The 25,637-nt window shown below is 43.4% G+C and carries 13 protein-coding genes; 11 read left to right on the top strand and 2 right to left on the bottom strand.

Translation table 11 applies throughout. The features are described from left to right. Positions 1–412: 412 nt before the first annotated feature. The 7 genes from AAG747_RS13565 to AAG747_RS13535 all read left to right on the top strand — a co-directional run bounded on the left by AAG747_RS13565 (position 413) and on the right by AAG747_RS13535 (position 13,876). Positions 413–2,899, top strand: coding sequence for a DNA gyrase/topoisomerase IV subunit A (locus tag AAG747_RS13565; RefSeq protein WP_430300631.1), 2,487 nt, complete (start codon positions 413–415; stop codon positions 2,897–2,899). A 212-nt stretch (positions 2,900–3,111) separates the two neighbouring features. After that, positions 3,112–4,701, top strand: coding sequence for a hypothetical protein (locus tag AAG747_RS13560; protein ID WP_346821718.1), 1,590 nt, complete (start codon positions 3,112–3,114; stop codon positions 4,699–4,701). A gap of 532 nt (positions 4,702–5,233) precedes the next feature. Continuing rightward, positions 5,234–8,656, top strand: coding sequence for a T9SS type A sorting domain-containing protein (locus tag AAG747_RS13555; protein WP_346821717.1), 3,423 nt, complete (start codon positions 5,234–5,236; stop codon positions 8,654–8,656). Between the two features lie 357 nt (positions 8,657–9,013). After that, positions 9,014–9,718 carry a hypothetical protein gene (locus tag AAG747_RS13550; RefSeq protein WP_346821716.1) on the top strand — a complete coding sequence of 235 codons (705 nt, stop codon included), beginning with the start codon at positions 9,014–9,016 and terminating at the stop codon, positions 9,716–9,718. A gap of 75 nt (positions 9,719–9,793) precedes the next feature. Further along, positions 9,794–10,327, top strand: coding sequence for a hypothetical protein (locus AAG747_RS13545; protein ID WP_346821957.1), 534 nt, complete (start codon positions 9,794–9,796; stop codon positions 10,325–10,327). Between the two features lie 110 nt (positions 10,328–10,437). Next, positions 10,438–11,277, top strand: a complete 840-nt coding sequence (locus AAG747_RS13540; protein ID WP_346821715.1) for a hypothetical protein — start codon at positions 10,438–10,440, stop codon at positions 11,275–11,277. Beyond that, positions 11,267–13,876 (top strand): leucine-rich repeat domain-containing protein, encoded by a 2,610-nt coding sequence (locus AAG747_RS13535; protein ID WP_346821714.1) that lies wholly within the window; start codon positions 11,267–11,269, stop codon positions 13,874–13,876. The genes AAG747_RS13540 and AAG747_RS13535 overlap by 11 nt, the downstream gene beginning before the upstream one ends. A gap of 90 nt (positions 13,877–13,966) precedes the next feature. Here the strand turns inward: AAG747_RS13535 and AAG747_RS13530 are convergent, their stop codons facing one another. Both AAG747_RS13530 and AAG747_RS13525 read right to left on the bottom strand, forming a co-directional pair. Further along, the gene (locus AAG747_RS13530; RefSeq protein WP_346821713.1) at positions 13,967–15,421 is read right to left on the bottom strand and encodes a DUF1501 domain-containing protein; all 1,455 of its coding nucleotides are present in this window, start codon (positions 15,419–15,421) and stop codon (positions 13,967–13,969) included. Between the two features lie 43 nt (positions 15,422–15,464). Further along, positions 15,465–18,722, bottom strand: coding sequence for a DUF1553 domain-containing protein (locus AAG747_RS13525; protein WP_346821712.1), 3,258 nt, complete (start codon positions 18,720–18,722; stop codon positions 15,465–15,467). 432 nt (positions 18,723–19,154) lie between these two features. Between AAG747_RS13525 and AAG747_RS13520 the strand changes: the two genes are divergently transcribed. The 4 genes from AAG747_RS13520 (at position 19,155) to AAG747_RS13505 (ending at position 25,574) form a co-directional block, all read left to right on the top strand. Next, the gene (locus AAG747_RS13520) at positions 19,155–21,428 is read left to right on the top strand and encodes a M15 family metallopeptidase (protein WP_346821711.1); all 2,274 of its coding nucleotides are present in this window, start codon (positions 19,155–19,157) and stop codon (positions 21,426–21,428) included. Positions 21,429–21,846: 418 nt separating this feature from the next. Then, a complete protein-coding gene (locus AAG747_RS13515; protein ID WP_346821956.1) occupies positions 21,847–22,065 on the top strand; it encodes a twin-arginine translocase TatA/TatE family subunit in 219 nt (72 codons plus the stop codon). Positions 22,066–22,224: 159 nt separating this feature from the next. Beyond that, positions 22,225–23,637, top strand: a complete 1,413-nt coding sequence (gene gatA, locus AAG747_RS13510; RefSeq protein ID WP_346821710.1) for an Asp-tRNA(Asn)/Glu-tRNA(Gln) amidotransferase subunit GatA — start codon at positions 22,225–22,227, stop codon at positions 23,635–23,637. A 425-nt stretch (positions 23,638–24,062) separates the two neighbouring features. Then, a complete protein-coding gene (locus AAG747_RS13505; protein WP_346821709.1) occupies positions 24,063–25,574 on the top strand; it encodes a lytic transglycosylase domain-containing protein in 1,512 nt (503 codons plus the stop codon). The last annotated feature ends 63 nt before the right edge of the window (positions 25,575–25,637 follow it).

Here is a 25,637-nt window from a genome sequence, read left to right as displayed (position 1 = left end):
GCTTTTGCACAAGGGATACAATGTGTCAAATTTGCGAAGGGCCGTTGAAAAATGAAATTAAAAACGATTTTCATCTAAATTGTTTGCCATCTCTTACCCTATTTCCATTGGAATAAATTCAATCCGTTTTTGAACCTTCAAATTAAACTCTATTTTTGTCGATTATTTAAAAAAAACTGTAGAGGTAGGACTGTATAGTCTTATTGGCAGAAAAAGGATCAACCTGCCTTATCCCTTTTTCAGTAGAAGGGTAAAGCATCAACGCGCTTTACGGGAAAGGATAGGTTGAGGGGTGGGCCATTTCTGGCCGGCATCCACTTTCAAATTTGTAGTATCAGCCAAAAAATAAAAAGTTTTGGAAAACGGAACAGATCACGAAGAGCACATACATCATGTCATTCCGGTAGCGGGAATGTATGAAAATTGGTTTTTGGATTATGCATCTTATGTAATTCTGGAACGGGCCGTGCCTGCGATTGATGATGGCTTTAAACCCGTACAACGGAGGATTTTGCATGCAATGAAAGAACTGGATGACGGGCGCTTTAATAAAGTGGCGAACATCATCGGAAGCACCATGCAGTACCATCCGCACGGAGATGCCTCTATCGGAGATGCAATCGTCAATCTGGGACAGAAAGACTTGTTGATTGAAACCCAGGGAAACTGGGGGGATATCCGCACAGGTGACAGTGCCGCAGCCCCTCGTTATATCGAAGCCCGTTTGTCCAAATTTGCCTTGGATGTGGTGTTTAATCCACAAACGACCGAATGGCAAATGTCCTATGATGGCCGGAAAAAAGAGCCGGTGTCGCTTCCGGTGAAATTCCCGATGTTATTGGCACAGGGAGTGGAAGGGATTGCGGTAGGTTTGGCGACCAAGGTGATGCCTCATAACTTTTGTGAGTTGATCAAGGCATCTGTGGATTACCTGAAAGGAAAAAATGTCAATTTATATCCGGACTTCCCTACGGGCGGTTTTGTGGATGTATCCAATTATAATGAAGGGAAAAAAGGAGGCAAATTAAGAGTCAGGGCTAAAATCGAAACCGTGGATAATAAAACGGTGGCGATCAAAGAAATTCCCTTTGGCACAACAACTCAAAGCTTGATTGACTCGATTGTCAAAGCCAATGATCAAGGAAAAATCAAGATCAAAAAGGTGGTTGACAACACGGCCAAAAATGTAGAAGTAGAAGTGCAATTGGCTTCCGGGCAATCGCCTGATGTGACCATCGCAGCGCTCTATGCATTTACGGATTGCGAAACATCCATCTCTCCGAATACCTGTGTGATCATTGACGAGAAGCCTTGCTTTATGAGCGTCAATGAAGCCTTGAGAAACAGTACGGATAACACCGTGAGACTGCTAAAAAGCGAACTGGAAATCAGGCGGGCAGAACTCAAGGAAAAAATCTTGTTCTCTTCTTTGGAGAAAATCTTTATCGAAAACCGCCTCTACCGTGAAATCGAAGAGTGTGAAACCTGGGAAGAAGTATTGGAGGCGATTGATCAAGGCTTGGACCCGTTTAAAGCGCAATTTTACAGAGAGATTACCCAAGAGGATATTATCCGTTTGACAGAAATCAAGATCAAACGAATCTCCAAATTCGATACCTTTAAAGCAGATGAACTTTTAAGAAAACTGGAAGAAGAGCTGGAGCAGGTGAATCACCATCTGGCACATCTGACTGATTATGCCATTGACTATTTTAACAACCTGTTAAAGAAATATGGCAAAGGCCGGGAGCGAAAATCCCAAATTTCCGTATTCGATACCATCCAGGCGTCTAAGGTCGTAGCGAACAATGCGAAGTTATATGTCAACTACAAAGAAGGGTTTATCGGGTATGGCCTGAAGAAGGATGAGTACGTGATGGACTGTTCGGACATTGACGATATCATTGTATTCCGCAAAGACGGAAAATGCCTGGTGACTAAAATTGCAGAAAAAGTTTTTGTGGGGAAGAACATTTTGCATGCGGAAGTGTTTGTCAAAAATGATGAACGGAAAGTCTATAACCTGATTTATATGGACGGGGCTACCGGAGTTTCCCGGGTTAAGCGTTTTCAGGTGTTGGCAGTAACCCGCGACCGGGAATACGACCTTACCAAAGGTACGAAAGGGAGCAAAGTGCTGTATTTTACGGCCAATCCGAACGGGGAAGCCGAGACTCTGACAATCTATTTGAACCAAAGTTGTATGGCTCGAAACAAAGTGTTTGACTTTGATTTTGCTACGTTGGATATTAAAGGAAGAGGGGCACAAGGGAACATTTTAAGCAAATATCCGGTACGGAAAATCAAACTGATCAAAGAAGGGGTGTCTACCTTGGCAGCTATGGATTTGTGGTTTGACGAGCATATCGGAATTCTGAACAAAGATAAGAATGGCAAATACCTGGGAGAGTTTAGTGATGAAGATCAGATTTTGGTAGTATATGAAAGTGGTGAATATGAATTAACCAGTTTTGAACTGACCAACCGCTACGATGCCCGTCAAATTATCCATGTGGAGAAATTTGACCCTGAGCGTGTCATGACAGCTATTCATTATGACGGCCCGGGCCGGAATTATTACGTCAAACGGTTCCTTATCGAAACTTCTACCCAACATAAGCGCTTTTCGTTTATCAATGAAGGACGGGGGTGTAAATTGGTCTTTTTTACCACGCACCCGACACCGGAAGTCGAAATTGCCCATAAGACCAAGTTGGGAAGAGAGTTTATTACGGAAAAACTGGATGAATACATTGATGTAAAGGGTTGGAAGGCCATTGGTAATAAGTTGTTTGTGGATAAAATAATGAAAGTGAAAATGCTTTCCAAGGAGATTCCTGTAGAGAAAAACAACTCTTCAAATACGACTGAAGACGGAGACCAAAAAAAGTTATTCTAACAGCAATTAATAGATTCGTCAACAGATAAGGCCCGGGTTTTCTGCCCGGGCTTTTCTTTTGTATGGGGTTTTCATTTGCTCTGTTACGTTAGTCAATCTTACCTATCCTACCGGATTATCAGGGGGCTTTTTTATATTCGCGGTTCTAAAAAATAGCGAGAAGGGGATTTTCCTCAATTTTTATGATTCCTAAATAATTAAGACAATTCCTAATGAAAAAATTAACGATTACATTATTATTCACCCTGATTACCGTATTTTCTGTAAACGGGCAATCCTCTAGTTTCTTCCAGGCAAAGGAAATAGTATGGGGGAAGAAACAGAAAGGAAATCGAATTTTGCCGTTTTTGCGTGGGCAGGTCTATCCTTATAAGGATAAATTCTTGGTGGTAATGGACTACACCGTAAAAAAGATGAATACAGCGGAGTTGCATCGCTATGATGCAAAATTAAACCTAGAGAAAGTTGTCTCGTTACCTTTGGAGCATGCAGGCAAGGAACTGTATTTACTTTACTCAAAAGTTTTGAAGGGAAAATTCTACTTTTTTGGCTATCAATGGAATAAAGCCAAAAGAGGTGTAGATATCTATGCCCTTGAAATCAATCCTGAAACGATGAACATAGCCGGAAAACCTAAAAAACTTTTTGAAATATCTGATTTGTTCACCAGCTTCAATCCGCTTAATCTCAACAACATGATGAAGAAGGCAAGGGCGAATATAAGTGTTGATGTGTCAAGGGACTCCTCCAAATTAGTGTTCCAGCAAGGTACTCCAAACTTGAAAGGTCAGGATCAACAACAGTTTGTTTTTAATGTATTTGATACGAAGTTAAATGAATTGTGGGAGAAAACATTGGAGCTTCCTTATGTCAATAAAGAGTTTGGTTTGGTTGGTTACTTAATCAATGATCATGCGGATTTGTATTTGTTAGGCAAAGTGTACCATAAAGGAATCCTTAGCAAAAAAAAATCTAGTTACCACTATGAAATATGGCAGTATTCCGGAAAAGAAAACGCTGTTCCGAAAACGTATAAAATACAGCCGGAAGATTGGCGTATCAATGAATTGAGTATGAGGCTTAATAAAAGAGGGGACCTGATTTGTACCGGTCTGTACTCGGAAAAGAAAGAGGACACGAGTAAAGGTGTTTATTATATGTCAGTGGACCGGAATACCCAGCAAATCCGTAAGGAAAATTATCAAGAGTTTGATGCAGAGATCTTGAACTATTTTATGCCAGAAAAGAAAGCGAAAAAGGGCAATGGAGAACTGGGTGGTTTGGAATTGCGTGGATTGGTGACTCGCCCGGATGGTAGTGTGGTTCTTTTATCCGAAACATCTTTTATCCTTTCAGGAGGATCAGAACCTTCATACCCAATTTTTATTAATGGGAATATCCTTATTACGAATATCAATTCAGATGGCAATGTTGCTTGGTCCAGAGTAATACCTAAACATCAATCAATGAGATATGCGAATGCTTGGTGTTCCTTTACATATGAAAGCAAAGGACAAGAGGTTTATATCCTATATACTGATAACATAGAAAATTTTGATATTCCTTTTGAAGATCACAAAAATTACAAAAGGGTAGGGCTTAACGGCAATAAAAAAACCACACTAAATATGGTGAAGGTGGAAGCAGATGGTACCATGAGCAAACAGCTATTGTATAAAAACATGAAGGATGCAATGGTTATTCGCCCGAGAAGCAGTAAGAAGATTTCGGAAAATGAGCTATTGCTTTTAGGAAGGTGGGGAATCAAAAACTACAAAATCGGAATCGTAGAATTGAAATAGTTTGCACACTTTACCCCTTCAAGTAATCAGTATACTTGAAGGGGGAAAAAAATAGATTCCCTCCCTTGCGATTCCCTTTACTTTCCCGGTAAAAAAATGTAATTTGAAGTCTGCAACAACAATGCTTGATTCCCTTCTCTCTTCTCTTGGCAATATTGCACCTAATTTAATCCTTTCTTACTAACTCCACAAAGTGGGTAACCGTCCATTTCCCCAATCTAACCAGCTTGTTAATAACAATAATTAACACAAGGTCTGTATTCTGTTCACTACAGGGGTACCTCTGGTTTAGTGATTGAATGAAATAGTAAGTAGGCAATTAAAAGACTAAACAGTTGATGAGTCGGGGACAAGGTTTTCCTTCACTCGATCGCCATTTCGCTCACTCACTAAAAAACCGAAGTAATCTTGCAAAGCTTGAATGAGCATCCACATGCAAACAATGCAAAGCACCATAGGAAGTTTTTAACCTGCTCGTATATCCGGCATCATGATTAGCATACCTTCATTCGCATTGTTAATCTTTAATTAAATGCAAAAAATGATTATGAAAGGCTTCTTTCGACTACACCTCTGGAAAGTGGTGGGGTTGATAGGAATGATGAATGTGTATGGCTTGGTGACAGGCAATTCGATGGCCATCGCTCAAAAAGTGTTTACCGTGAATGTAGCGGGGGATGAAGGAGATCCGGATGCAGGGGAACCCGGAGACGATGGCCTCTGCGATGTGGATCCCAACACCCCCGGTGAACAATGTACTTTCCGGGCTGCCATTCAAAACCATAATGCCAACCGGCATTTGGGGCAGAATGAAATCAATTTTGATGTCAGCCTTCCCAGTAACGGGCGAGTAACTATTATGGTAGGAAGTACCGGTTTGGGACCGCTACCACCCGTGTTAGGTTCCGTATCCATCGATGGTTTGAATATAGGAAACAATGCCGGAGGACGTGTGGTCCTGGACGGAAGCATGGCCGGCTCCAACGCGATTGGTTTACAATTGTTGGGTGGCCAGTGTATTATCCGTTGGTTGGTAATTCACAGTTTTGATGCACATGGGATCATGATTTCCGGAACACCTCCTCCCGGAGAAGGCGGGCACCTGATCGAAAACAACTGGATTGGTGTAGATAGCACAGGGATGGTGGATATGGGTAACGGAGGTGATGGGATTTTTATAGACGATACCCCGGACAATACCATAGGGGGAGAGGGTTTTATCCAGCACGGTAATGTGATCTCCGGCAATGGGGGCTATGCCATCCGGATTGTCGGACAAGACCCGGACGAGTCGGGAAGCAATCGCAGTGGAGCCACTAACAACGTAGTACAGGGAAATGCCTTGGGGCTTGCGGCCAATTTGGGAGATCCGATTCCGAATACTTCCGGAGGTATTTTGATCGAAAATGCCCGGGACCAATTGATAGGTGGAGAGTCGAACAGTGAAGAAGAGAAGGAAAAAGTAGGGAACAAAATAGTCGGTGAAAAAAATGGGATTACCTTAAAAGGCAGCCTGTCCAAAGGGGTTCGCCTCTTGGGAAATTTTATTGGAAAAGACGGTACCGGAGCCAAATTCAAAGTGGGCATCCTGGCCGGAGGAGGGGATCAGCTCACCATTGACGGCAATGTATTGACCAATATCGATTCGGTAGGGGTAGAAGCCTTCTTGGATTTTGGCGGAAGTTATAATATCAAAGACAACCTGTTTAACGGTTCCATGATCGTAGGAGCCAAGGTGCAATTTAACACTACAGATAGTGTGCAACTGACCTATCAGAATAATTTTCATGTCAATAATGCAAAAGGAATTGAAATGGAGGAGACCGTCAAAGGAGTCTTCAATGTACTGTTAGTAGGGGATACCATTTCCGGAGGAAATACCGGAGGCTCAATCTTCTTAAGAGGGAACGGCACCTGGAATTTGACGGACAATGTTTGGGAAGGCAGTCTGGGGGTGGGTTTGCAGTTCAATGCGGAAATTGATCAAGGAATCAATGCCAAAATCACGGTTAATGGAGATGTTTATGCAGGCAATCAAGTGGATGGCTTGAGAGGAATAATTAACACCCAAGGAGAGATACGTTTTACCTTGGTAGAGATTGTAAGCCGTTCCAATGGCAATAATGGCTTGTGGCTGGAAGGCTTCGGAGGTGTAGGAGGCCAACTCTTTCTGGAGACCAGCGAAAGTCAGTTTGTGGGCAATGCTTCGGCAGGGCTCCGGCTCAGCAACGGCTCGACTGTCATTGATTTGTTCAGAGCCGAGGTTGAACGGAATTTTATGACCGGAAATACGGAAGGGGGAATTTTTACCTTCGGAGTGAATTTGCTCAATAGCATTGTCAATAATGAAATTATCGATAATCAAGGGCCGGGAATTTTATTGGCAGAAGGAAGCCAAGCCCGTGTTGACAGCAATTTGCTGTCCGGAAATACCTTTGGGATTTTGACGACTGAAAACTCCTTCGGTTCCTTTGAGAATAATACACTGACAGAAAACAACATTGCCATTGCTCTTACCGGAACGGGAGTGGGCACTCCTTTTCTAGGGAATTTGATTTTTAACAACACTTCCCTGGGAATTGACCTGGGTAATGACGGAGTGACTCCCAATGACCAAGGAGATGTGGATACAGGCCCCAATAACTTGCAAAATTTTCCCGAATTGAGTCAAGCTACTTTTGCGAACAATACGCTTGTCGTGGATGGCACACTCAATAGCCGTCCGGATGCAATCTTCCGTTTGGAGTTTTTTGCCAATACGGCTTGTGACGCTTCGGGATTTGGAGAAGGTGAACAGTTCATCGGGTTTCATGAGGTAATGACCGGTGCCAATGGAGAGGTCAATTTTTCGGCGGGATTTAATGGGCTAGTGATTCCTGTTAATGCCTTTATTACAGCCATTGCTACAGACACAAGTTTTAATTCCAGTGAGTTTTCTGCTTGTGTACAGGTAGGAGGAAATGGAGGGCCTTCTGCGGCTGATTTATCTTTGACAAAATCCTTGAGCACTCCCCCGAGCTATAAAGTAGGCGATACGCTAACATTTGTACTGAAGCTGGTCAATACGGGACCCGATCCGGCCTCAGGTGTGGAAGTCACCGATTTGCTACCATCGGCTTTGTCTTTTATCGCGGCCCAGCCTGATCAGGGAAGCTACAATGCCAATACAGGTGTGTGGACGGTAGGCAATGTAAATACAGGTGATACTACTACTCTGAGCATAGAGGTTATCATTGCTTCTGAGGGTACCATTACCAATACGGCTGAAGTTACTGCCAGCGATCAAAACGATCCGGACTCTACTCCGGACAATGCCAATCCGTTGGAAGACGATCAGAGTTCGGTAGTATTTGAAGCGGAAGCTCAGGACATAGAAATCGAAGAGTTGTTTTCTCAATTGGCAGTGGACATTCAGGCATTGGTGAAGGCAAATGCTTTGAGCAAAGGGCAAGGCAAAGCCTTGCTGATTTTTATCCGCTTGGCAGAGAAAAAGATTGACCGCAATAAACCCCAAAAAGCGATAGTATCTTTAAAATTATTTATCAAGTTGGTGAAAATCCTGGTAAGGGTCGGAAAGCTTGACTCTGAACAGGGCGAAGCGCTTATTTCGTCTGCCAACCAAATTATTGAAGTATTGAGCAATGGCCATCATACATTTGCACAAGCGAAAGTAAGCACAAGTACAAAACCTGATCCAGGCATTCGTTTACAGGTTTATCCCAATCCGATAACGGATAAAGCTACAGTGCAGTTTGAACTGTCCGAAACGATGCCGGTGAGGATACTAGTGTACAATTTGCAAGGGCAAGAGGTCATAAGGCTACTCGAAGGAAAGTTGTCTGCCGGGGTACATCAGGCTTCTTGGGATGCACATGAAGTGTCCAACGGTGTATACCTGGTATGTGTACAAACCGCTTCCGGGTTTTACAAAGAAAAAGTATTGCTTTTCCGCTAAAAAAACAGAGCTGAGTACCGGCCTTTTCGGGAGGTACCTGTAGAAAAAAAGAGAAAAAATAAGAAATGGTGAGGTGCTGGTTCTTGCCGGCACCTTTTTCTTTTGAAGTAACATCTCCCACTCTCGTTGAAAAAGCCCACGGTATCCGCCTTGTTTACTTTTGTGACCGGATAACTGAATTGAAAAAGAAGTGGTTTATATTTTGAAAATCAAGAAGGTATCTTACCTGGCATAATAACTGTCCCTTTTTCCATATCACAAGCCTATTCTCAAGAACGAATCTACTGGAAAGTCCGTAGAATTAATATCTTTGTTGGAAAGTCTACTCAAGTTGCAAACTAAAAAAATGAATTTTGTATGACATCACACAATGTAACAAATCAACTAAAACGGTTAACGAAATCAATGATCCCTTCTTTGCGAATTAATTTGATGAACTTGTTTTTATTAGCGATGATCGCCTCTGTAGGACTGGGGACAGTGGGGTGTAAAAGCAAACAAAAGCTAGCAGCGGAACAAGCAGCAAAAGAGCGGGCTGACCAAATCAGCCGGGCAAAAACGGAATTACGTGCTTTGTTGAATGATGATAGCATTCCGGTGGAAGAGATGGAGCGAAGGTTGAATGCGGTCAAAGCCATGAACCTCAACGATGCGGAGGTGGATAACCTGATCGGACAAGTGGAGGCGAAAATTGCTGAAAAGAAAAGACAGAAAGAGGAAGAGCAAAGACGCTTGGAAGAAATGAAAAGACGTGAAGCCGAGAAGAGAGCCAAAGAGCAACCTTATAATGATGTAAACACCTATTTCAACCGTATTGCCAATGCTGCCAGCGTACAGGAAGCAAATATGCAAATTGCGCAGGCTTTGGGCATGTTTGAATCTACGGAAACACCGGTATTGATCATTATCCACGAAGAAAACGGACAAAAAGATTATGACCGTCCGACAACTATCAAGCGCTATTTGGAGTATTTAAAAGATCAAAAGAAAAGTCCGGACAAAGTAGATAACCTGAAATTCAATGCGGCCGGAAAAATTACGGAAGTGGAGTTGAGAAAATAATCGTTTACAAACAAACTAAAACAGGAAATACTTATGCTAAACTATAAAGCTTTCTTACCCTTTGTATTTGCATTGATGGTAGCTTTGCCTTCATTGGCACAAGAGGAAATCAGTCCGCAACGTAAACAGGCGATCGATTCCTTGGCCATGGAAAAGGTGAAAGACCTGAGTAAATACATCAGTATTATCGGAAACAAAGAAACCCCTTTTTCGGAAGCCAACCGTGTGATTGAACGTACTCTGGAATTATTTGCTGACGGGGCACAAATGGGGGTATCTTCTTTGTATAAAAAAGAAGTGCGCTACTATGATGTACGGACTTACCTGGAGCGTTTGATGGCTTTAAACTACGACAGGGTGACCATCAAATGGTTTAACATCCAATATATCAGTGATCTGGAAAGACAACCCGATGGACGATACGTAGGGGTGATTACCATTTACCAACGATTTGAAGGGGAGTCGGATGATGGCCTGAAATATGTGGATACTACCAAGAAGGATATCACGATTTACGTAGAACGAAAACAAACTCAGATCGGAGGACGTATGATTGGTTTTTGGGACGTGTTGTTGGGAGATATCCGGGTAGCGGAAACCAAAGCGTAAACGGCCTTTCTGCTTTCCCAAATCCGTAAAAATAAAATTATAAGTTTGCCGGAGTATCTGTTTTTTTTATGATACTCTGGCCTTTTTTACTTTAATAAACCAGACATAGCGTGAAAAGAATAACGAGTGTTATATTGTTGTTCCTGGGAGTGAGTTTGTATAGCCAGGCGCAGTCGACCTTAGGAAGTTACTTGGGGGATGAGAGTGGCTTTTATGCGGAGACCAAGCAAGTCAATCAGTTTTTCCGGAGGTTTAACAATGAAGAGGATAAAAACGGAGTGCGCTATGAAATTACTGACAAACGTTATCGTGCGGCAAAATTGCGGAAAAGCTATCTGGAAGTACTCTTTGACGGCCAAAACCGGAAACTTTCCCCTGAGTTAAAACAAGCGTTTATCGAGACCCTTACCAATAAAAATAATCCGCAATTCCTGGACTTTCACGAAGGTGGTTGGTTCGCGCAGGTAGAAGCTTTGGTGTATTACAAAGGCCAGGAAAAAAAAGCAACTTTCTATTTGGAGCTGGAAAAAGAAATGCTGGGCCATAAATGGGCTTTTACTAAAGTGTATTTTGAACCCTTTCATCGTATGTTTGCGCAAGGAGATTCTACGGAAGGCCGCAAGAAGTTTCTGCACCCCTTGAGTCATGAGGTCGATTTTATGAATTTGAATAAAGCTTTGCAAGATAAACGCTTTGTAGAATACTATGCACAGAAAGATTTCCAGCCAGATTATTTAACTTTGTTTTTTTACGAGATCAAACAAGGCAACCTGAAGTTCAAAACGATTCAGGAAGTCAAATTTCATTTCTTTCAAATTGACCAGTGGTATTTTGAAATTTCCGAATTTAACCGTACCGGCTATAACCGGGGTTGGTTGATTTCCAATCTGGCCAAGGTGAACGATCAACAAAAGAACCTCTTAAAAAAGTATATATACAATGACTACTAAGTATACAACTTTTCTAAAAGTTAAACTGTTGGCCTTCCTGGTTCTGGGAGGGTTTTTCTGTGGTTTCGGGCAAACGTCTGCCCAGGAGTTAAGTCCTTCTGAACTACGGGAGTATTCCAAACAAGCCGAGCAACTGGTGAAATACTTGCAGTTTACCTTTAATACCCTGGGAAGTCCGGAAACTTCCGCTCAGGAAAAAGATATTCTCATTAATCAAAGTTACACCAAGGTATTTAAAGACGAGAACGTGCAAGTGGAAGATGATTTGGACGAAACTCGCGAAGTGGTAACCAACAAGGATGTACAAGCTTATTTGAAAGACATCGATTTCTTTTTCAAAGAGGTGCGCTTTGAGTTTACGGTAAATGAGGTAGAGCATAGGGTGAGCGCTGGCAATGAAGTGTTTTTTAAAGTCTCCTTTACCCGCAATTTGCAAGGCGTAACCGTAGGTGGGGATACGGTGAACTCTACCATCCCCCGTTTTATTGAAATCAACCTGAATCCTCATGATCGCGACTTGAAAATCGCCAGTATTTATACGACCAAACTGAGTGAAAAAGAGGAATTGGTCAATTGGTGGAACAGTTTGGATATCGCCTGGAGGGATGTATTGGGCGATGGCTTTCCATTGAACGATACCTTGGAATTAAAAGATGTGACAACGATTGGCCCTTCTTGGTTTCATACCCTGGAAGACAGTATTCCGATGACGGGCTCAATGGTGTTTAATTATCTCAAGGATATTTCGAAAGTTGAGGAGCTGGACTTATCCAATAATTTTACCATCACCAGCCTGGAACCGTTAAGCCAATTGACTTCTTTGAAAGTATTGAATATTTCCAATACCGAAGTCAACGACTTGGCCCCTATCCGTAACCTGACCAAGTTGGAGAAACTGTCTTTTGCACAAACCAAAGTAACCAGTCTGGAGCCACTTAAATACGCGGTGAGTTTAAAAGAATTGTTTCTGTTTAATACCATGATCAGCAATATTGAAACGCTGAGCAATTTCAAAAAGCTGGAAAAACTCTATTGCTACAATACGTTTATCACGGACTTACAGCCTCTTGAAGGCTTGACCCACCTGAAAGAACTCTGGTTTAACAATACCCAAGTAAGAGACTTGGGACCTTTGCAAAACCTGAGCAAGTTAGAGATGTTGGATGCTTCCAATTCCAATGTAGCGGATTTGTCTCCTTTGGCAAAAGCAACTTCTCTGAAAGAAGTGAATATTGACCGGACCAAAGTGAAAAACCTGACAGCGTTGGCCAAAGTGAAAAGTCTGGAAGTGATTTCTCTGAACGAAACGGAAGTACAGGACTTAAATAGCTTGTTGGCATTACCTAACTTGCAAAGGGTGTATTGTGAAAAAACAGGAGTCCGAAAGCGGGCTGCGTTTGATTTTATGAACCGCAAACCGGGAAGTCTGGTGATCGTAGAGTCCAGTGAACTAATGTCTTGGTGGAATACCTTGCACAAGCATTGGAAACAAATATTTCACAAGTACGTACCGGTTGATTTTGAACGGCCAGGCGTAGAACAATTGCAGGAAATTTCGGCTTTGACCGAAGTAAATATTTCCGGCAATCCGGAAGTAAGAAGTCTGCGACCTTTGGAAATGTTGACCAACCTGGCCAAGCTGGACATGTCTAACACCAAAGTGACCAGTCTGGAACATTTGCAAACACTGCCTCATTTGGAAGAACTCAATTGTTCTTATACCTTAATCGAATCGTTGGATCCACTGAAAGATAAGGAGGCTTTGAAAATAATCAAGCTGGACGAGACTCCGGTAGATAAGCTTTCGGCTTTGGGAACATGTGCGGAGTTGAGGCTTTTAAGCTTTAATACAACTCAGGTGAGTGATTTGAGCCCTTTGTTTACTTTGAAGAAGTTGGAATGGCTGTATGCCGATGAGACTGCCGTATCTGTAGAACAGGTGAACGAGTTTTTGGAAAAGTATCCAAACAGCCAAGTGATTTACCAAACGGCCGTACTGAATCAATGGTGGAGCGCTCTGGCAGACCCATGGAAGGAAGTATTTGCCAAGCAAATTCAATTGGATGCTGCACCAAGTAAAGAACAATTGCACCAATTGGTTAAGTTGCCTTCTCTCAATATACAAGACAACTTAAACATTGCAGACCTCCGGCCTTTAACGGTATTTTATCAATTAAAAGAATTAAATATTTCCAAAACGCGGGTAAGAGACATTCAGCCTTTGAGTACACTAATTCGCCTGGAAACCTTGGTATGTACCAATAGCCCGGTGGAAGATTTACGGCCTTTGGCGAATCTGAAAAGCTTGAAACAACTGACCTTGGAAAATACTCCGGTGACTTACCTGGACCCTTTGGAAGGCCTGATCGAGCTGAAAATCTTGAACTGTGCCGGAACCCAAGTGCGCAACTTACGACCTTTGGAAAGTATTGGTACGCTGGAAACGTTAGATATCTCTAATACGCAAGTGAAAAGCCTGGGGCCTTTGGAGACTTTGTCAAGTCTGAAAAATTTGAAATGCTATAATACAAAAGTTTCTTCCCGTAAAGTGGATAAGTTCAAAGAAGTATTCCCTGAGTGCGAAGTGTTGTATTATTAATAGAGATAAGCCGGCCAAGCCAGCAAACAAAAAGCCCTTCCGGATACCATAAGCCGGAAGGGCTTTATTGATGTAGGAAAAATCCAGAAGCTAAGTCAAAATTCCTTTGACGACTTCCCCGGCCACATCCGTCAGGCGGTACCTGCGACCTTGATGTTTAAAAGTCAACTTTTCGTGTTCAATACCCAAGAGGTGAAGCAGAGTGGCCTGGAAATCGTGTACGTGTACCGGGTCTTTTACAATATTGTATCCGAACTCATCGGTTTCTCCATAACTTATTCCTTTTTTGATGCCCCCTCCGGCCATCCACATGGAGAAACACCGGGGGTGATGGTCGCGGCCGTAGTTGTCTTTTTGAAGTACTCCTTGGGAATAATTGGTACGTCCGAACTCTCCTCCCCAAACGACTAAGGTATCTTCTAAGAGTCCCCGTTGTTTTAAGTCCATCACCAAAGCGGCAGAAGCCTGGTCGGTACTTTTGCACATGACTTGAATATCATTAGGCAAATTTCCGTGCTGGTCCCAACCTTGGTGGTAGAGTTGGATGAATTTTACATCCCGTTCGGCAAGCCTGCGTGCCAAAAGGCAATTGGCCGCATAAGTTCCCGGAATCCGGGCTTCCGGACCGTACATATCAAAGATATAGTCGGGCTCATTCGAAAGGTCCATGGTTTCGGGTACGGAGGTTTGCATACGGTACGCCATTTCGTATTGGGCAATGCGGGAGTTGATTTCGGGGTCGAGTAATTTTTTGAATTGATGTTGATGAAGTTGACCGAGGTAATCCAACATTCGCCTGCGGCTACTGTGTCGAAGGCCTTCCGGGTTATTGAGGTATAATACCGGGTCTTTTCCGGAGCGAAACTGTACTCCTTGGTGTAGGGAAGGCAAAAAGCCATTTCCCCACAAGCGCGAATACAAAGGCTGGCCGCCTTCCCGCCCTCTGGATAAGAGGACGCAAAATGACGGAAGGTTGTCATTGTCAGAGCCCAAGCCATAGCTAAGCCAGGCTCCGATGCTTGGCCGCCCGGCTTGTTGCGATCCTGTTTGAAAAAAGGTAATGGCCGGGTCGTGGTTAATGGCTTCGGTGTGCATAGAGCGGATAATGCACAATTCATCGGCAATGCTTGCCGTGTGGGGCAACAGTTCGCTGATCCAAGCCCCACTTTGTCCTTGTTGGGCAAACGAAAATTGTGCTCCGGCCATAGGGAAGCTTTTTTGATCGGCCGTCATACCTGTTAGCCGTTGTTCTCCCCGGATGGATGTGGGCAATTCTTCACCATTGCGCTTCAGCAACAGAGGTTTATGATCAAACAACTCCAGTTGAGAGGGGCCTCCGCTTTGAAACAAATAAATAACCCGCTTTACTTTGGGAGGAAAATGAGGAAGCCGGGGAGAAATGTTTGAAGCATTTCCGGCAAATAAAGACCCGGGATTTAACAAGGAGGCAAGCGCCACTCCTCCAATACCCAAACTGGTTTTGGAAAGGAAGTGTCTGCGGTTCATTTGATAGTGGATATCGTTTTCTAAATCTGTATGTTTCATGATTGGCGATTCGTATTATGATGAACTTTGTGGATGAAATGACTTAACGTTTGAATACAGCCTCATCAAAATTTAAAATGGTATTAGCTACCACCGTATAAGCGGCCAAAGAAGCTTCTTCCAACTGAGGGTTCCTGGGGTATTCTCCGGTTTGTAATAGCGCCCTTCTGCCTTGAATATCTTTTTCAAATACGTTCAATTCTTCTTGAAACAGTTTTTCCAAAAGAGATTTTTCATGCATATCGGGCTTCCGGCTGGTTAACAGGCGAAAAGCATAAACAATCCGCGATTCAACGGAATTTCCGCCTTCTTGCATCATTTTTTCAGCCAGTATTCTGGAGGCTTCTACAAATTGCGGATCGTTCAATAGTACCAAAGCTTGTAAAGGCGTACTGGTTTTTTGTCTTCTGACCGCACAGAAGTTTTTTTCGGCCGCATCAAAATTAATCATGGAAGGCGGAGGAGATGTCCTTTTCCAAATAGTATACATACTTCTTCTGTACAAGTTTTCTCCTTGGTCGGGTACATATTCCGTGACATTACGCGTAGCCAGTTCTTTCCACAAACCCTTGGGCTGATAGGGTTTTACACTGGGTCCTCCTACTTTTTTTACCAATAATCCGCTTGCGGCCAAGGCATTGTCCCGGATCATTTCGGCTGACATCCGGTAACCGGGGCCCCGGGCCAACAGGTAGTTTGCCGGGTCTCTTTCAAGGAGTTCGGGCGTGGCCATAGAAGACTGCCGGTAGGTAGCAGACATGACAATGCGCTTTTGCAAGGCTTTAATATCCCAACCGCTTTCCCGGAAGCTTACTGCCAGCCAGTCCAATAGCTCGGGGTGGGAGGGTAGCGCTCCCTGGTTGCCAAAGTCTTCGGAGGTTTCCACTATGCCTTTGCCAAAATACAACTGCCAATACCGGTTGACAGCCACTCTGGCGACCAATGGATTTTCCGGTAGAAAAAGCCATTGGGCCAACCCAAGGCGGTTTTTTGTCAAGGTATCGGGAAATGTAAGAACCTTATCAGGAGTAAGAGGCTGTACTTCTTGAGTAGGGGCATCGTAGGCTCCCCGGTCAAGGATAAAGCTTTTTCGGGAGCGTGTTCGCTCATGCATCACCATTACTTGCGGCAGGCCGGTATAGTAGTCCAGAAGTTTTTTTCGCCAAAGGCTCAGTTCTTTAAAGTGTTTGCTGTATTCAGAGTTAATGTTCCAGAGGTAAAATTCTTGTGCATCAGCCTTGGGAGTTGTGGGTTTTACTACAATGGTGCCCGAGGGATCTTCCTGAGGTTTGAGAGATAATAACCGAACTTCGGGGGAGGTCAGATTTCGTTGAAAAACCATAAATTCATCAATGGCTACCGCATTCAGGGTTTTACTATCTCTTCGGCCTATTTGCAAATTGCTCACCCCATACCAGTTCTTTTGCTCTTTGCCAAAATGTTGGATACTGGCGTGGAGGTTATCCACCAGCACTTCCGTGAAAGCGGCTTTTCCGTTGATATAGAGCCGGAGCCCTTGCGCTTTCGCAGAGCCGTCATACGTCATGCTTAAATGCAACCATTGGTGTAAAGGGAGTTGTTCTTTGCTGACAATATGAATGGAATTGTCGGGAAAAGTATGGTTCAAACTGATCGAAAGGCTCCGGTCCGGTAACAATAACATGTCGTAGCCCCGGTAGCCGTTCATTAACCCTCCGCTCCGGGAAAAAAGAGGGGCCTCTTCCAGACTGTCTTTTTCTATTTTCACCCAAAAGCTTATTGAGAAAGGTTGGTGGTGTTCGAAATTGCCAACCTTGCCAAGGTCTACATGCCCACCGCCTACAAAAGACAAGGCCTTGCCTGTGGGCCCTTCTATGAGGTGAGGGCGGTCTTTTTCCAAGCCATGTAAATAAGCGGGTTGCTGTCCATTTGTGTTGTTTGTAACAGCCTTTCCTTTTTCATTTGTGAGTAACCGGTCAAAGGAAAAATACCCGGTTCTGCCTTGCTCAAAATCCGCTTGTATGGCTTTCGTTTGACCGAGCCATTTGACGAAGTCTTCTTGGTAGTGTTCCGCTTGTAATTTTTGTTCGTGTTGGCTTATCTGCTCTTTAAGAAAAGCAATTTGTTGATCGGCTTCATCATCTGTCAGGAGTATGGTAGGACTGGCTTCTCCGGTATAAGGGATCTGTCCTGTTTCATTGTTGTTATTAAAAAAAGCAAAAAGTTGAAAATAATCTTTTTGTGAAATGGGATCGTACTTATGATCATGACAACGGGCGCATTCCAAGGTCAGGCCCAAAAAGGCTTTGCCAAGGGTATTGGTCCGGTCTGCCACATATTCCACCCGGAACTCTTCGGAGACAATGCCCCCTTCCTGACTTTGCATATGATTTCGGTTAAAGGCAGTGGCCAGCTTTTGTTCCTGACTGGGCGATTCCATCAAATCTCCGGCAAGTTGCCAGGTCACAAACTGATCGTAAGGCATATTTTTATTAAACGCTTCAATGACCCAGTTGCGCCAAGGCCACATATTGCGCATGCCATCGTCCTGATAGCCATGGCTGTCGGCATAACGGGCCAAATCGAGCCAATCTACGGTCATTTTTTCTCCGTAATGCGGGGAGGCCAACAGGCGGTCTACTACTTTTTCATAGGCCTTGGGGGAAGTGTCGGCAAGGAAGGCATCTATTTCTTGTGGCGTAGGGGGCAATCCTGTCAGGTCAAAGCTTACTCTACGGATTAAGGTTTCTTTGGAAGCTTCCTGTTGTGGAGAGATTTCTTCCTTTTCCAGTTTGGAAAGGACAAAATGATCAATCTCGTTGTTAGGCCAAGCTTCAAGACTTACCTGGGGTAATGCGGGTTGTTCCGGAGGAATCAAGGCCCAATGTTTTTTATAAGTGGCCCCTTGTTCTATCCATTTGATAATATAGGCCTTTTCCTCATCGGTAAGTGTGAGGTGGGATTCGGGAGGAGGCATCACCAGTTCGGGGTCATCTGTTATCAAACGGTGGTAGACTTGGCTTTTTCGCAAATTGCCGGGAACAATGGCATGTCCGTCCCCGGAAGTCAATGCTGCCATGGCATTTTCCGGAATATCCAACCGTAAGTCGGCTTTCAGGTTGTTTTTATCCGGCCCATGGCATACAAAGCAACGGTCGGACAAAATAGGTTTGATATGTAAACTGTAGTCAATTTTTTCAGGCAATTTTGCCTCTGCTTCCAGGATTTTATCCGGTTTTTCAATACCACAACTGCATAAGGTGAGATAAATAAACAGTAATAGATGATGCTGTGGCCAGCGTTTGAACGTTTGGCAATTCATGTCACAAGGAAATTAGTAATGGATTTTTTTCATTTTCATCAGTGAGTAGAGTTAGTAAACACATGTTGTTTCCAGTTGGAGATCAGGTTGTTCCGCTCCTCAAAGGTTTGTTATAAAAGAAACCTTCCTAGGGTGAAGTTGGTTGTTATTGGATAAATGTGCATATGTATGAACATATATAAAGTAAAATAATTTTTTAATTAAAAACAAGGTAGTGAATGGGAAAGTGATGAATTCTGTTTGGAACGGTATGTATAAGGTTGGGCATGCGTGAGGCTAAGTTCCTTGGGGATGAAGTAATTTTTAGTTCAACAGATCATTATTGCCGATGGGAATGCTATCCGGTGAGTGGTGATAGAAATAAATTTAAGCAGTGTATGAAAGGAAAGTTCGGTGAATCCCTTTCTTTTGCTTTTAAATATTCAACTATTTATGAAATTCATCCAGGCGATACTGTTTATCTCCTTAATTGTAGGAGGGTGCGGCACTTCCGAAGAAGTTCAAAAAGACAATGTAGTAAATGTGCAGGCTTCAGAAATCAAAATTCATAAGCCCATTGCATTACCTGATTTTTCTGCATTGATAGATAGCCTTAAAGCAGCCGTTCGTTACGAATGCCAAACCCAACAATTACCCTCCTTGTCAGTAGCACTGTTAGATCGGGAAAAAGTGGCCTGGCACACAGGCTTTACCTGGAGCAAAGACAAAGGGAGTGAAGCTCTTCCGCAGCAAGCCTACTATCAGATGGGAGAGCAGGCCTATTTGTTAACAGCTCATTTACTCCACGAAGCAGTGAAAGCCGGGAAGTTGTCAATGAATGATCCGGTAAATCTCTACCTTCCGGAAGTGGTGCCTACGACTTCATTGAAAATCCGTCACTTGATACAGCCAGACTCGGGAATTGCCATCCTATTGCCGGAAGGGAACCGCTACAGCTCTCCCCCGAATTCTTTGGAAACGGCTGTTAAAAGCCTGGATTTTTCCGGGAAAGTGTCCGAAACCTCATGGCAGGAAACAGACTTTTTTGTGCTAGGTTACTTATTAGAAAAACTTTACCGAAAGAAATATACTGCGTTGCTTGTAGAGTTTGCTCATAAACACAACATAGCCAATCTTTTTACCGAAGTTTCCGATTCCATCCGCAAGCATGTATTGCCCGGATCCTTTTGGACTTATGAAGGTAGAAATGTTTCGCTACCGGTACCTGAAGCAACACTGGGACTCCCCCATGAGCTCTGTACGGATGTGCAAAGTTGGGCGCGTTGTTTACAAATACTTTTGCCCGCATTTTCAGAGAACCCGTTTTGGCAGGTTATGTTTCCCGTTTCTGACACCTCCATTTGGCAAAGTTCGGGAAGCGGGTATACTTCATTTTACCGGTTTCACCCGGTCCAACAATGGGGCATCGTATTACTCTCTTCCTTAGAGGGAAGCGAAGGCGCCATGGCCAAAGTGGCGGATTATGTTTTTACCCAGATGCAGCGCTTGGAAGCGGGCCAAGCCATGACGGCCTATCCGAGAAGTTTGCCGGTTAACCGAGAAAAAATACGGCTTGTGCAGGGCCGGTTCCAACAGGGGGCGGAGGTGCTTTCCCTGGAGCGTTTTTACAGAAAGTGGTTTGTTTGGAAAAATAATCGAAGAGTAGAGTTGCGCCAGTCAGGGGATTCGTTGATAGTGGATGGAAGGTTGGCCTTTGGCGAGCGCTTTTTTCTATTGAATAAAGATACACTCCAATCGAATGGGGAAAGTTGGATAAGAGTACCGCCCCGGAGGCCGGAAAAGGTACCCGGGGAATGGAAGCATTTGATAGGAGAATACGGTACGAAACAGCCATATTGGAGAATACTGGAAAAAAACGGGCAACTCTATGCATTGATCGATCATTTTCATCTGTTTCCACTACAGAAGTTGAACGAGGATGCATTTTTAATCAAAGAGCATGATTGGACCCTCTCTTTTACTAAAAATTCCAAAGGAGGGGTAGAAGCCATACGCCTTGGCGAAGTAGTTCTTTCCAAAAGAAATAAAGGATTGCAAGAGGCGAAGTATTTCAAAATTGCGTTAAGCAAACCGCTATCGGAAATCCGGGAAATAGCCTTCAATGCTCTCCCTCCGGAGGAAGCCGGTTCCTTCCGGGAGCCCGAATTAGTGGAGTTAAGCAAAGTAATTCCCAATGTGAAGTACGACATTCGTTATAGCAAATCCAATAACTTTATGGGAGTGCCTTTTTACACTCTCGAAAGAGCCTTTTTACAACGTCCGGCCGTACAAGCTTTGGCCAAGGTAGCCAAAGTGTTAGAGCGCCAAGGCTTGGGCTTATTGATTCACGATGCCTACCGGCCTTGGTATGTCACCAAGATGTTTTGGGAAGGTGCTGCCCCGGTGCACCGGAGGTACCTTGCCAATCCGGCCAAGGGATCCAGGCATAACCGGGGCTGTGCGGTGGATTTGTCTCTATACGATTTAAAATCGGGGAAACCGGTGGAAATGGTGAGTGGTTATGATGAGTTTTCGATACGGGCTTATGCACTTTATCCCGGAGGAACCGAACAGCAACGTTGGCACCGGGATTTATTACGGCAAGTGATGACTGCCTATGGCTTTGTGAGTATTAAAAACGAATGGTGGCATTTTGATTATTACCAATGGAAAAAGTACCCGATCTTAAACCTTCGCTTTGAAGAACTTGAAAAAAATGCCGGATAGTGTAGCCAAACCTAGTTTACAAACTGCTTGCAGAAGCCACCTTCGGAGAGTCCCGTACATTGGGGAGCCAAAACGGGTGATAATGCTTTTATACATTCTGAGTATAGGCTTTGCCAAGTAAAAACCTCAAATACCCATTGCCTCCTGAAGGTGAATATCTTTCAAATTTCCTTTTTTATTTCATAAAATTATCTGGATATTCGGCCAGGTTTATTGTGCTTTCCATATACTTTTGCATGTAAAGTATTCAAAACCTGATAACTCGGTTGGCAGCATTTCATAGGGTTATGATAGAAATATTCCTGAAGTGAATTGTTTGATAAATGTTGAAAGGGATATCTATAAGTAGGGTCAGGCCATGAATTACTTGCTATAATTTTGTATTTTTGAGAAATCATTAAAACGGAAAAATATGAATATGTTGAATGTCTTATTGTTCGGAATGCCAGGTGGCTGGGAATGGTTACTGATTGGACTAGTGGTTGTATTGTTATTCGGAGCAAAGAAAATTCCTGAATTGGCCAGAGGATTGGGTAGAGGTATCAGAGAATTTAAAGATGCTACCAAAGAAATCAAAAATGAGATTGAAGAAAGTACAGAGGATCAAAAGAAAACAGGTTCTTCTGTAAATAAATAAACAACTGGCTGGAATTATTTCTTACGGTTGAAAAATATATCCCGTCTGGCAATACAGGATTGTCAATGCATTGCCAGGCGGAGAGAGGTATTTTTTTCCGCAGGAGTAATGGACCAGTACGCTAAAAAATAATCTACCACCTAAAACCAAGGGCCAGTCTTGTATTCTTCATTTCAAAAAACACAAGCTGCAGTTTTAAATGGGGAACTTAGCTGCAGAGAGGTAGTGGAGTATTTTCTCCGGAACATCGAGCAAAAGAAACATCTCAATATCTTTTTAGAAGTATACCAACAGGAGGCGTTGGAGCGAGCCGAAGCGATTGATCAAAAAATTGCCGACGGTACTCAAGGCCGCTTAGCCGGAATGGTGCTGGGTATCAAAGATGTCTTGTGTTATCAAGGGCATCCATTACAAGCCGCCAGTCAAATTTTAAACGGTTTTGAAGCGCAGTTTACTGCGACTGCCGTACAGCGCTTGTTGGATGAAGATGTCATTATTATCGGCCGGCAAAACTGCGATGAATTTGCTATGGGTTCGTCTAATGAAAATTCTTCGTTCGGCCCCACGCTCAATCCCGTAGATGAAACCAAAGTACCCGGAGGGTCTTCCGGGGCATCTGCTGCCGCAGTGGCAGTCGGGCTATGTCATGCCTCTTTAGGTTCGGATACCGGTGGCTCCGTGAGGCAACCCGCTTCTTTTTGTGGGGTAGTTGGGCTCAAGCCTACCTACTCACGCATTTCCCGTTGGGGCTTAATCGCTTATGCTTCTTCCTTTGATACCATCGGAATTTTAAGCCATACGGTGGAAGAAGCCGCACTTTTGTTGGAAGTGATGGCCGGGCAGGATGAATTCGACAGTACGGTCTCTCAAAGAGAAGTGCCGGCTTATGCACAAAAACTGTCTTTGGAAAGGCCGTTAAAGGTCGGTTATATCAAAGAGACTATTGAAAGTGAGGGAATTGATTCGGAAGTAAAACAGAAAACCCTGGATCGGATTGAGTTTTTGAAACAGGCAGGGCATGAGGTGAAGGAAGTTACTTTTCCATTGTTGGAATATGTGTTACCAACCTATTATATCCTTACCACAGCTGAGGCAAGTACCAATCTGGAGCGGTACGATGGGGTAAAATTCGGCTACCGGACCCCAGAAGCAACCGACCTGGAAACAATGTACAAAAGAACGCGCTCGGAAGGTTTCGGAGCGGAAGTGCAACGGAGAATTATGCTGGGAACCTTTGTCTTAAGTGCCAGTTACTACGATGCCTATTTTACCAAAGCCCAGAAAGTGCGCAGGCTGATTGCCGAACAAACCAAAGCCTTGTTCAAGGAGTTGGATTTTTTGATTTTACCCACTGCGCCCACTCCTCCTTTTGAGATTGGGAAATACGGTGAGGAGAATTTAATTGAGTATTATTTAGCGGATTTGTTTACCGTTCAGGCTTCGGTATCCGGTATACCGGCCATTTCCATTCCAAATGGTACCTCAGAAACAGGCTTGCCCATCGGTTTACAAATTATGGCCAACGCTTTCAATGAAGATAAATTGTTGGCTTTTGCCAAGTATTTATTATAGAATATCCGGCCGGAGAAATAGTTAAGTTTTCCCTCTTGAGAAATAGCCGCTTTTGTTTTTTGTATAAAGTCTTTCTAAGCTCAAGAGGGAGTGTACTCTTTCGGAGTTAAGTTTTGTTAAGAGATTATTGTAAGATATTCTAAATCAAGATGTTATTTAATAGTTTTTGGCGTTTGATTACTGCCCGGCAGTAGAAAGCCAAGAACCCAAATACAAGCATTGGGGTTTAAGAAACACCACTTATGTCTTGTAATATTCGGAGGGTTTTGGAGCAAATATTGCAGTTGGTTTCGTAATTTCAATGTAGTATTATTTGCATAGTAAAATATTTCCGTACATTACATGTTTTGCTACTTTAACAAACTAGAAGAAAGCGAGAGGAAGTACCCCATCAATTTATCATTAGGTCAAAACCAGATACTATTATGTCGCTAAACAATTATCCCTTATTGGTCTTGTGGACGGGGCTGTGTTTTCTGGGCAGCTTTTCAACAAAGGCCCAACAATCCCAAACAGAGATAGATAGTACGTTCACCGTTGAATTCCCCCCCGATTACCATCTTTTTTTGGGCGACTTGGAAGAAGAAGTAGTGGCGGCCACTGCAGCTCAAGAAGAGGAAGTATACCAATTGAGTTTTGACACCACCTCTGCCATTTCAATAGAGAATATTATTCAGGAATACGATTATATTCCTTCCGTTTCTGATGAGTTAGTCCAAGATCGCCTTTCTTGTCTTCAAAACCGGATACCTCTGAATTTTCATGAGCGGGTACGATTGTTTATTGATTATTTTTCCGTGAGAAGAAGAGAATACACCCTGACCATTATGCAACGGAAAAATATTTACTTCCCGATGTTTGAAAAAGTATTGGCTGAACATGGGATGCCGGATGAACTGAAATACCTTTCTATTATTGAATCTGCTTTAAAACCTACCGCACGTTCTCGTGTAGGGGCTTTAGGCTTGTGGCAGTTCATGCCTTATACGGGGCGACAGTTTGGGTTGAAGCAAAATTTCTACATGGATGAACGGATGGATCCGGAGAAAGCGACTCACGCAGCCGCTAAATACTTGAGGTCGCTGTACAAAATGTTTGGTGATTGGGAACTTGCCATTGCTGCTTACAACTGTGGACCGGGAAATGTCCGGAAGGCGCAACGGAGATCCGGGAAAAAACACTTTTGGGACATCTATCATAAATTACCCCGGGAAACCCGCTCCTATTTGCCTCAATTCGTAGCCATGATGTACGTATTAAATTATGCGGAAGTGCATAATTTAATACAAGAGTTTCCTAATTATGAGATTCCTTCCGAAGCCGTATATATAAGCCAAGCAGTCGATCTGGGAAAGTTGGCCAAAGAAATGAATGTGTGTTATGAAGATTTAAAAACTTTGAACCCGGCCCTTCGGTTTGGCTATATTCCCAAAGGTGTGGAAAATTTTAAGTTGAGAATTCCAAGTATGCGATTGGATCATTTTTTAAACAACTCCAAAGAAATTCTGGAAGCATCGAAATACGATGGGAAATTGGTAGCGGTGAAAGGAAAAGGTGAAAAATACTACCATGTGGTGAGAAGCGGAGAATCTTTGGGGCTGATTGCTCAGCGAAACCGTGTCAGCCTGTCCAAACTTCGGGTTTGGAACAATCTTTATCACAACCGGATTTATCCCGGGCAGAAATTGGTGATATACTCTGCTGGTGCTACCCCTCCCCAAAGAACACAAAGCAAATCTTCGGCCTCACAAACTCCAAAACCTGTAACCCCCAAATTGGTTTTAGGAAGCGGTCAGGTATATGTAGTACAGTCAGGCGATACTTTATGGGATATTGCCAATAAGTTTAAAGGACTGACAGTGGAGAAGATTAAACAAATGAATAAGTTGAGTTCCAGCAAACTGAAACCCGGTCAGAGATTAAGGATTGGGGGATAAGCGAAAATGACTCTAAAAACGATAAAAAGCGGCAAGTAAGTTTCTGATTTACTTGCCGCTTTT

Source organism: Rapidithrix thailandica (assembly GCF_039710355.1).
GTDB classification, from domain to species: domain Bacteria; phylum Bacteroidota; class Bacteroidia; order Cytophagales; family Flammeovirgaceae; genus Rapidithrix; species Rapidithrix thailandica.
This window is presented reverse-complemented; position numbering and strand designations above follow the sequence as displayed.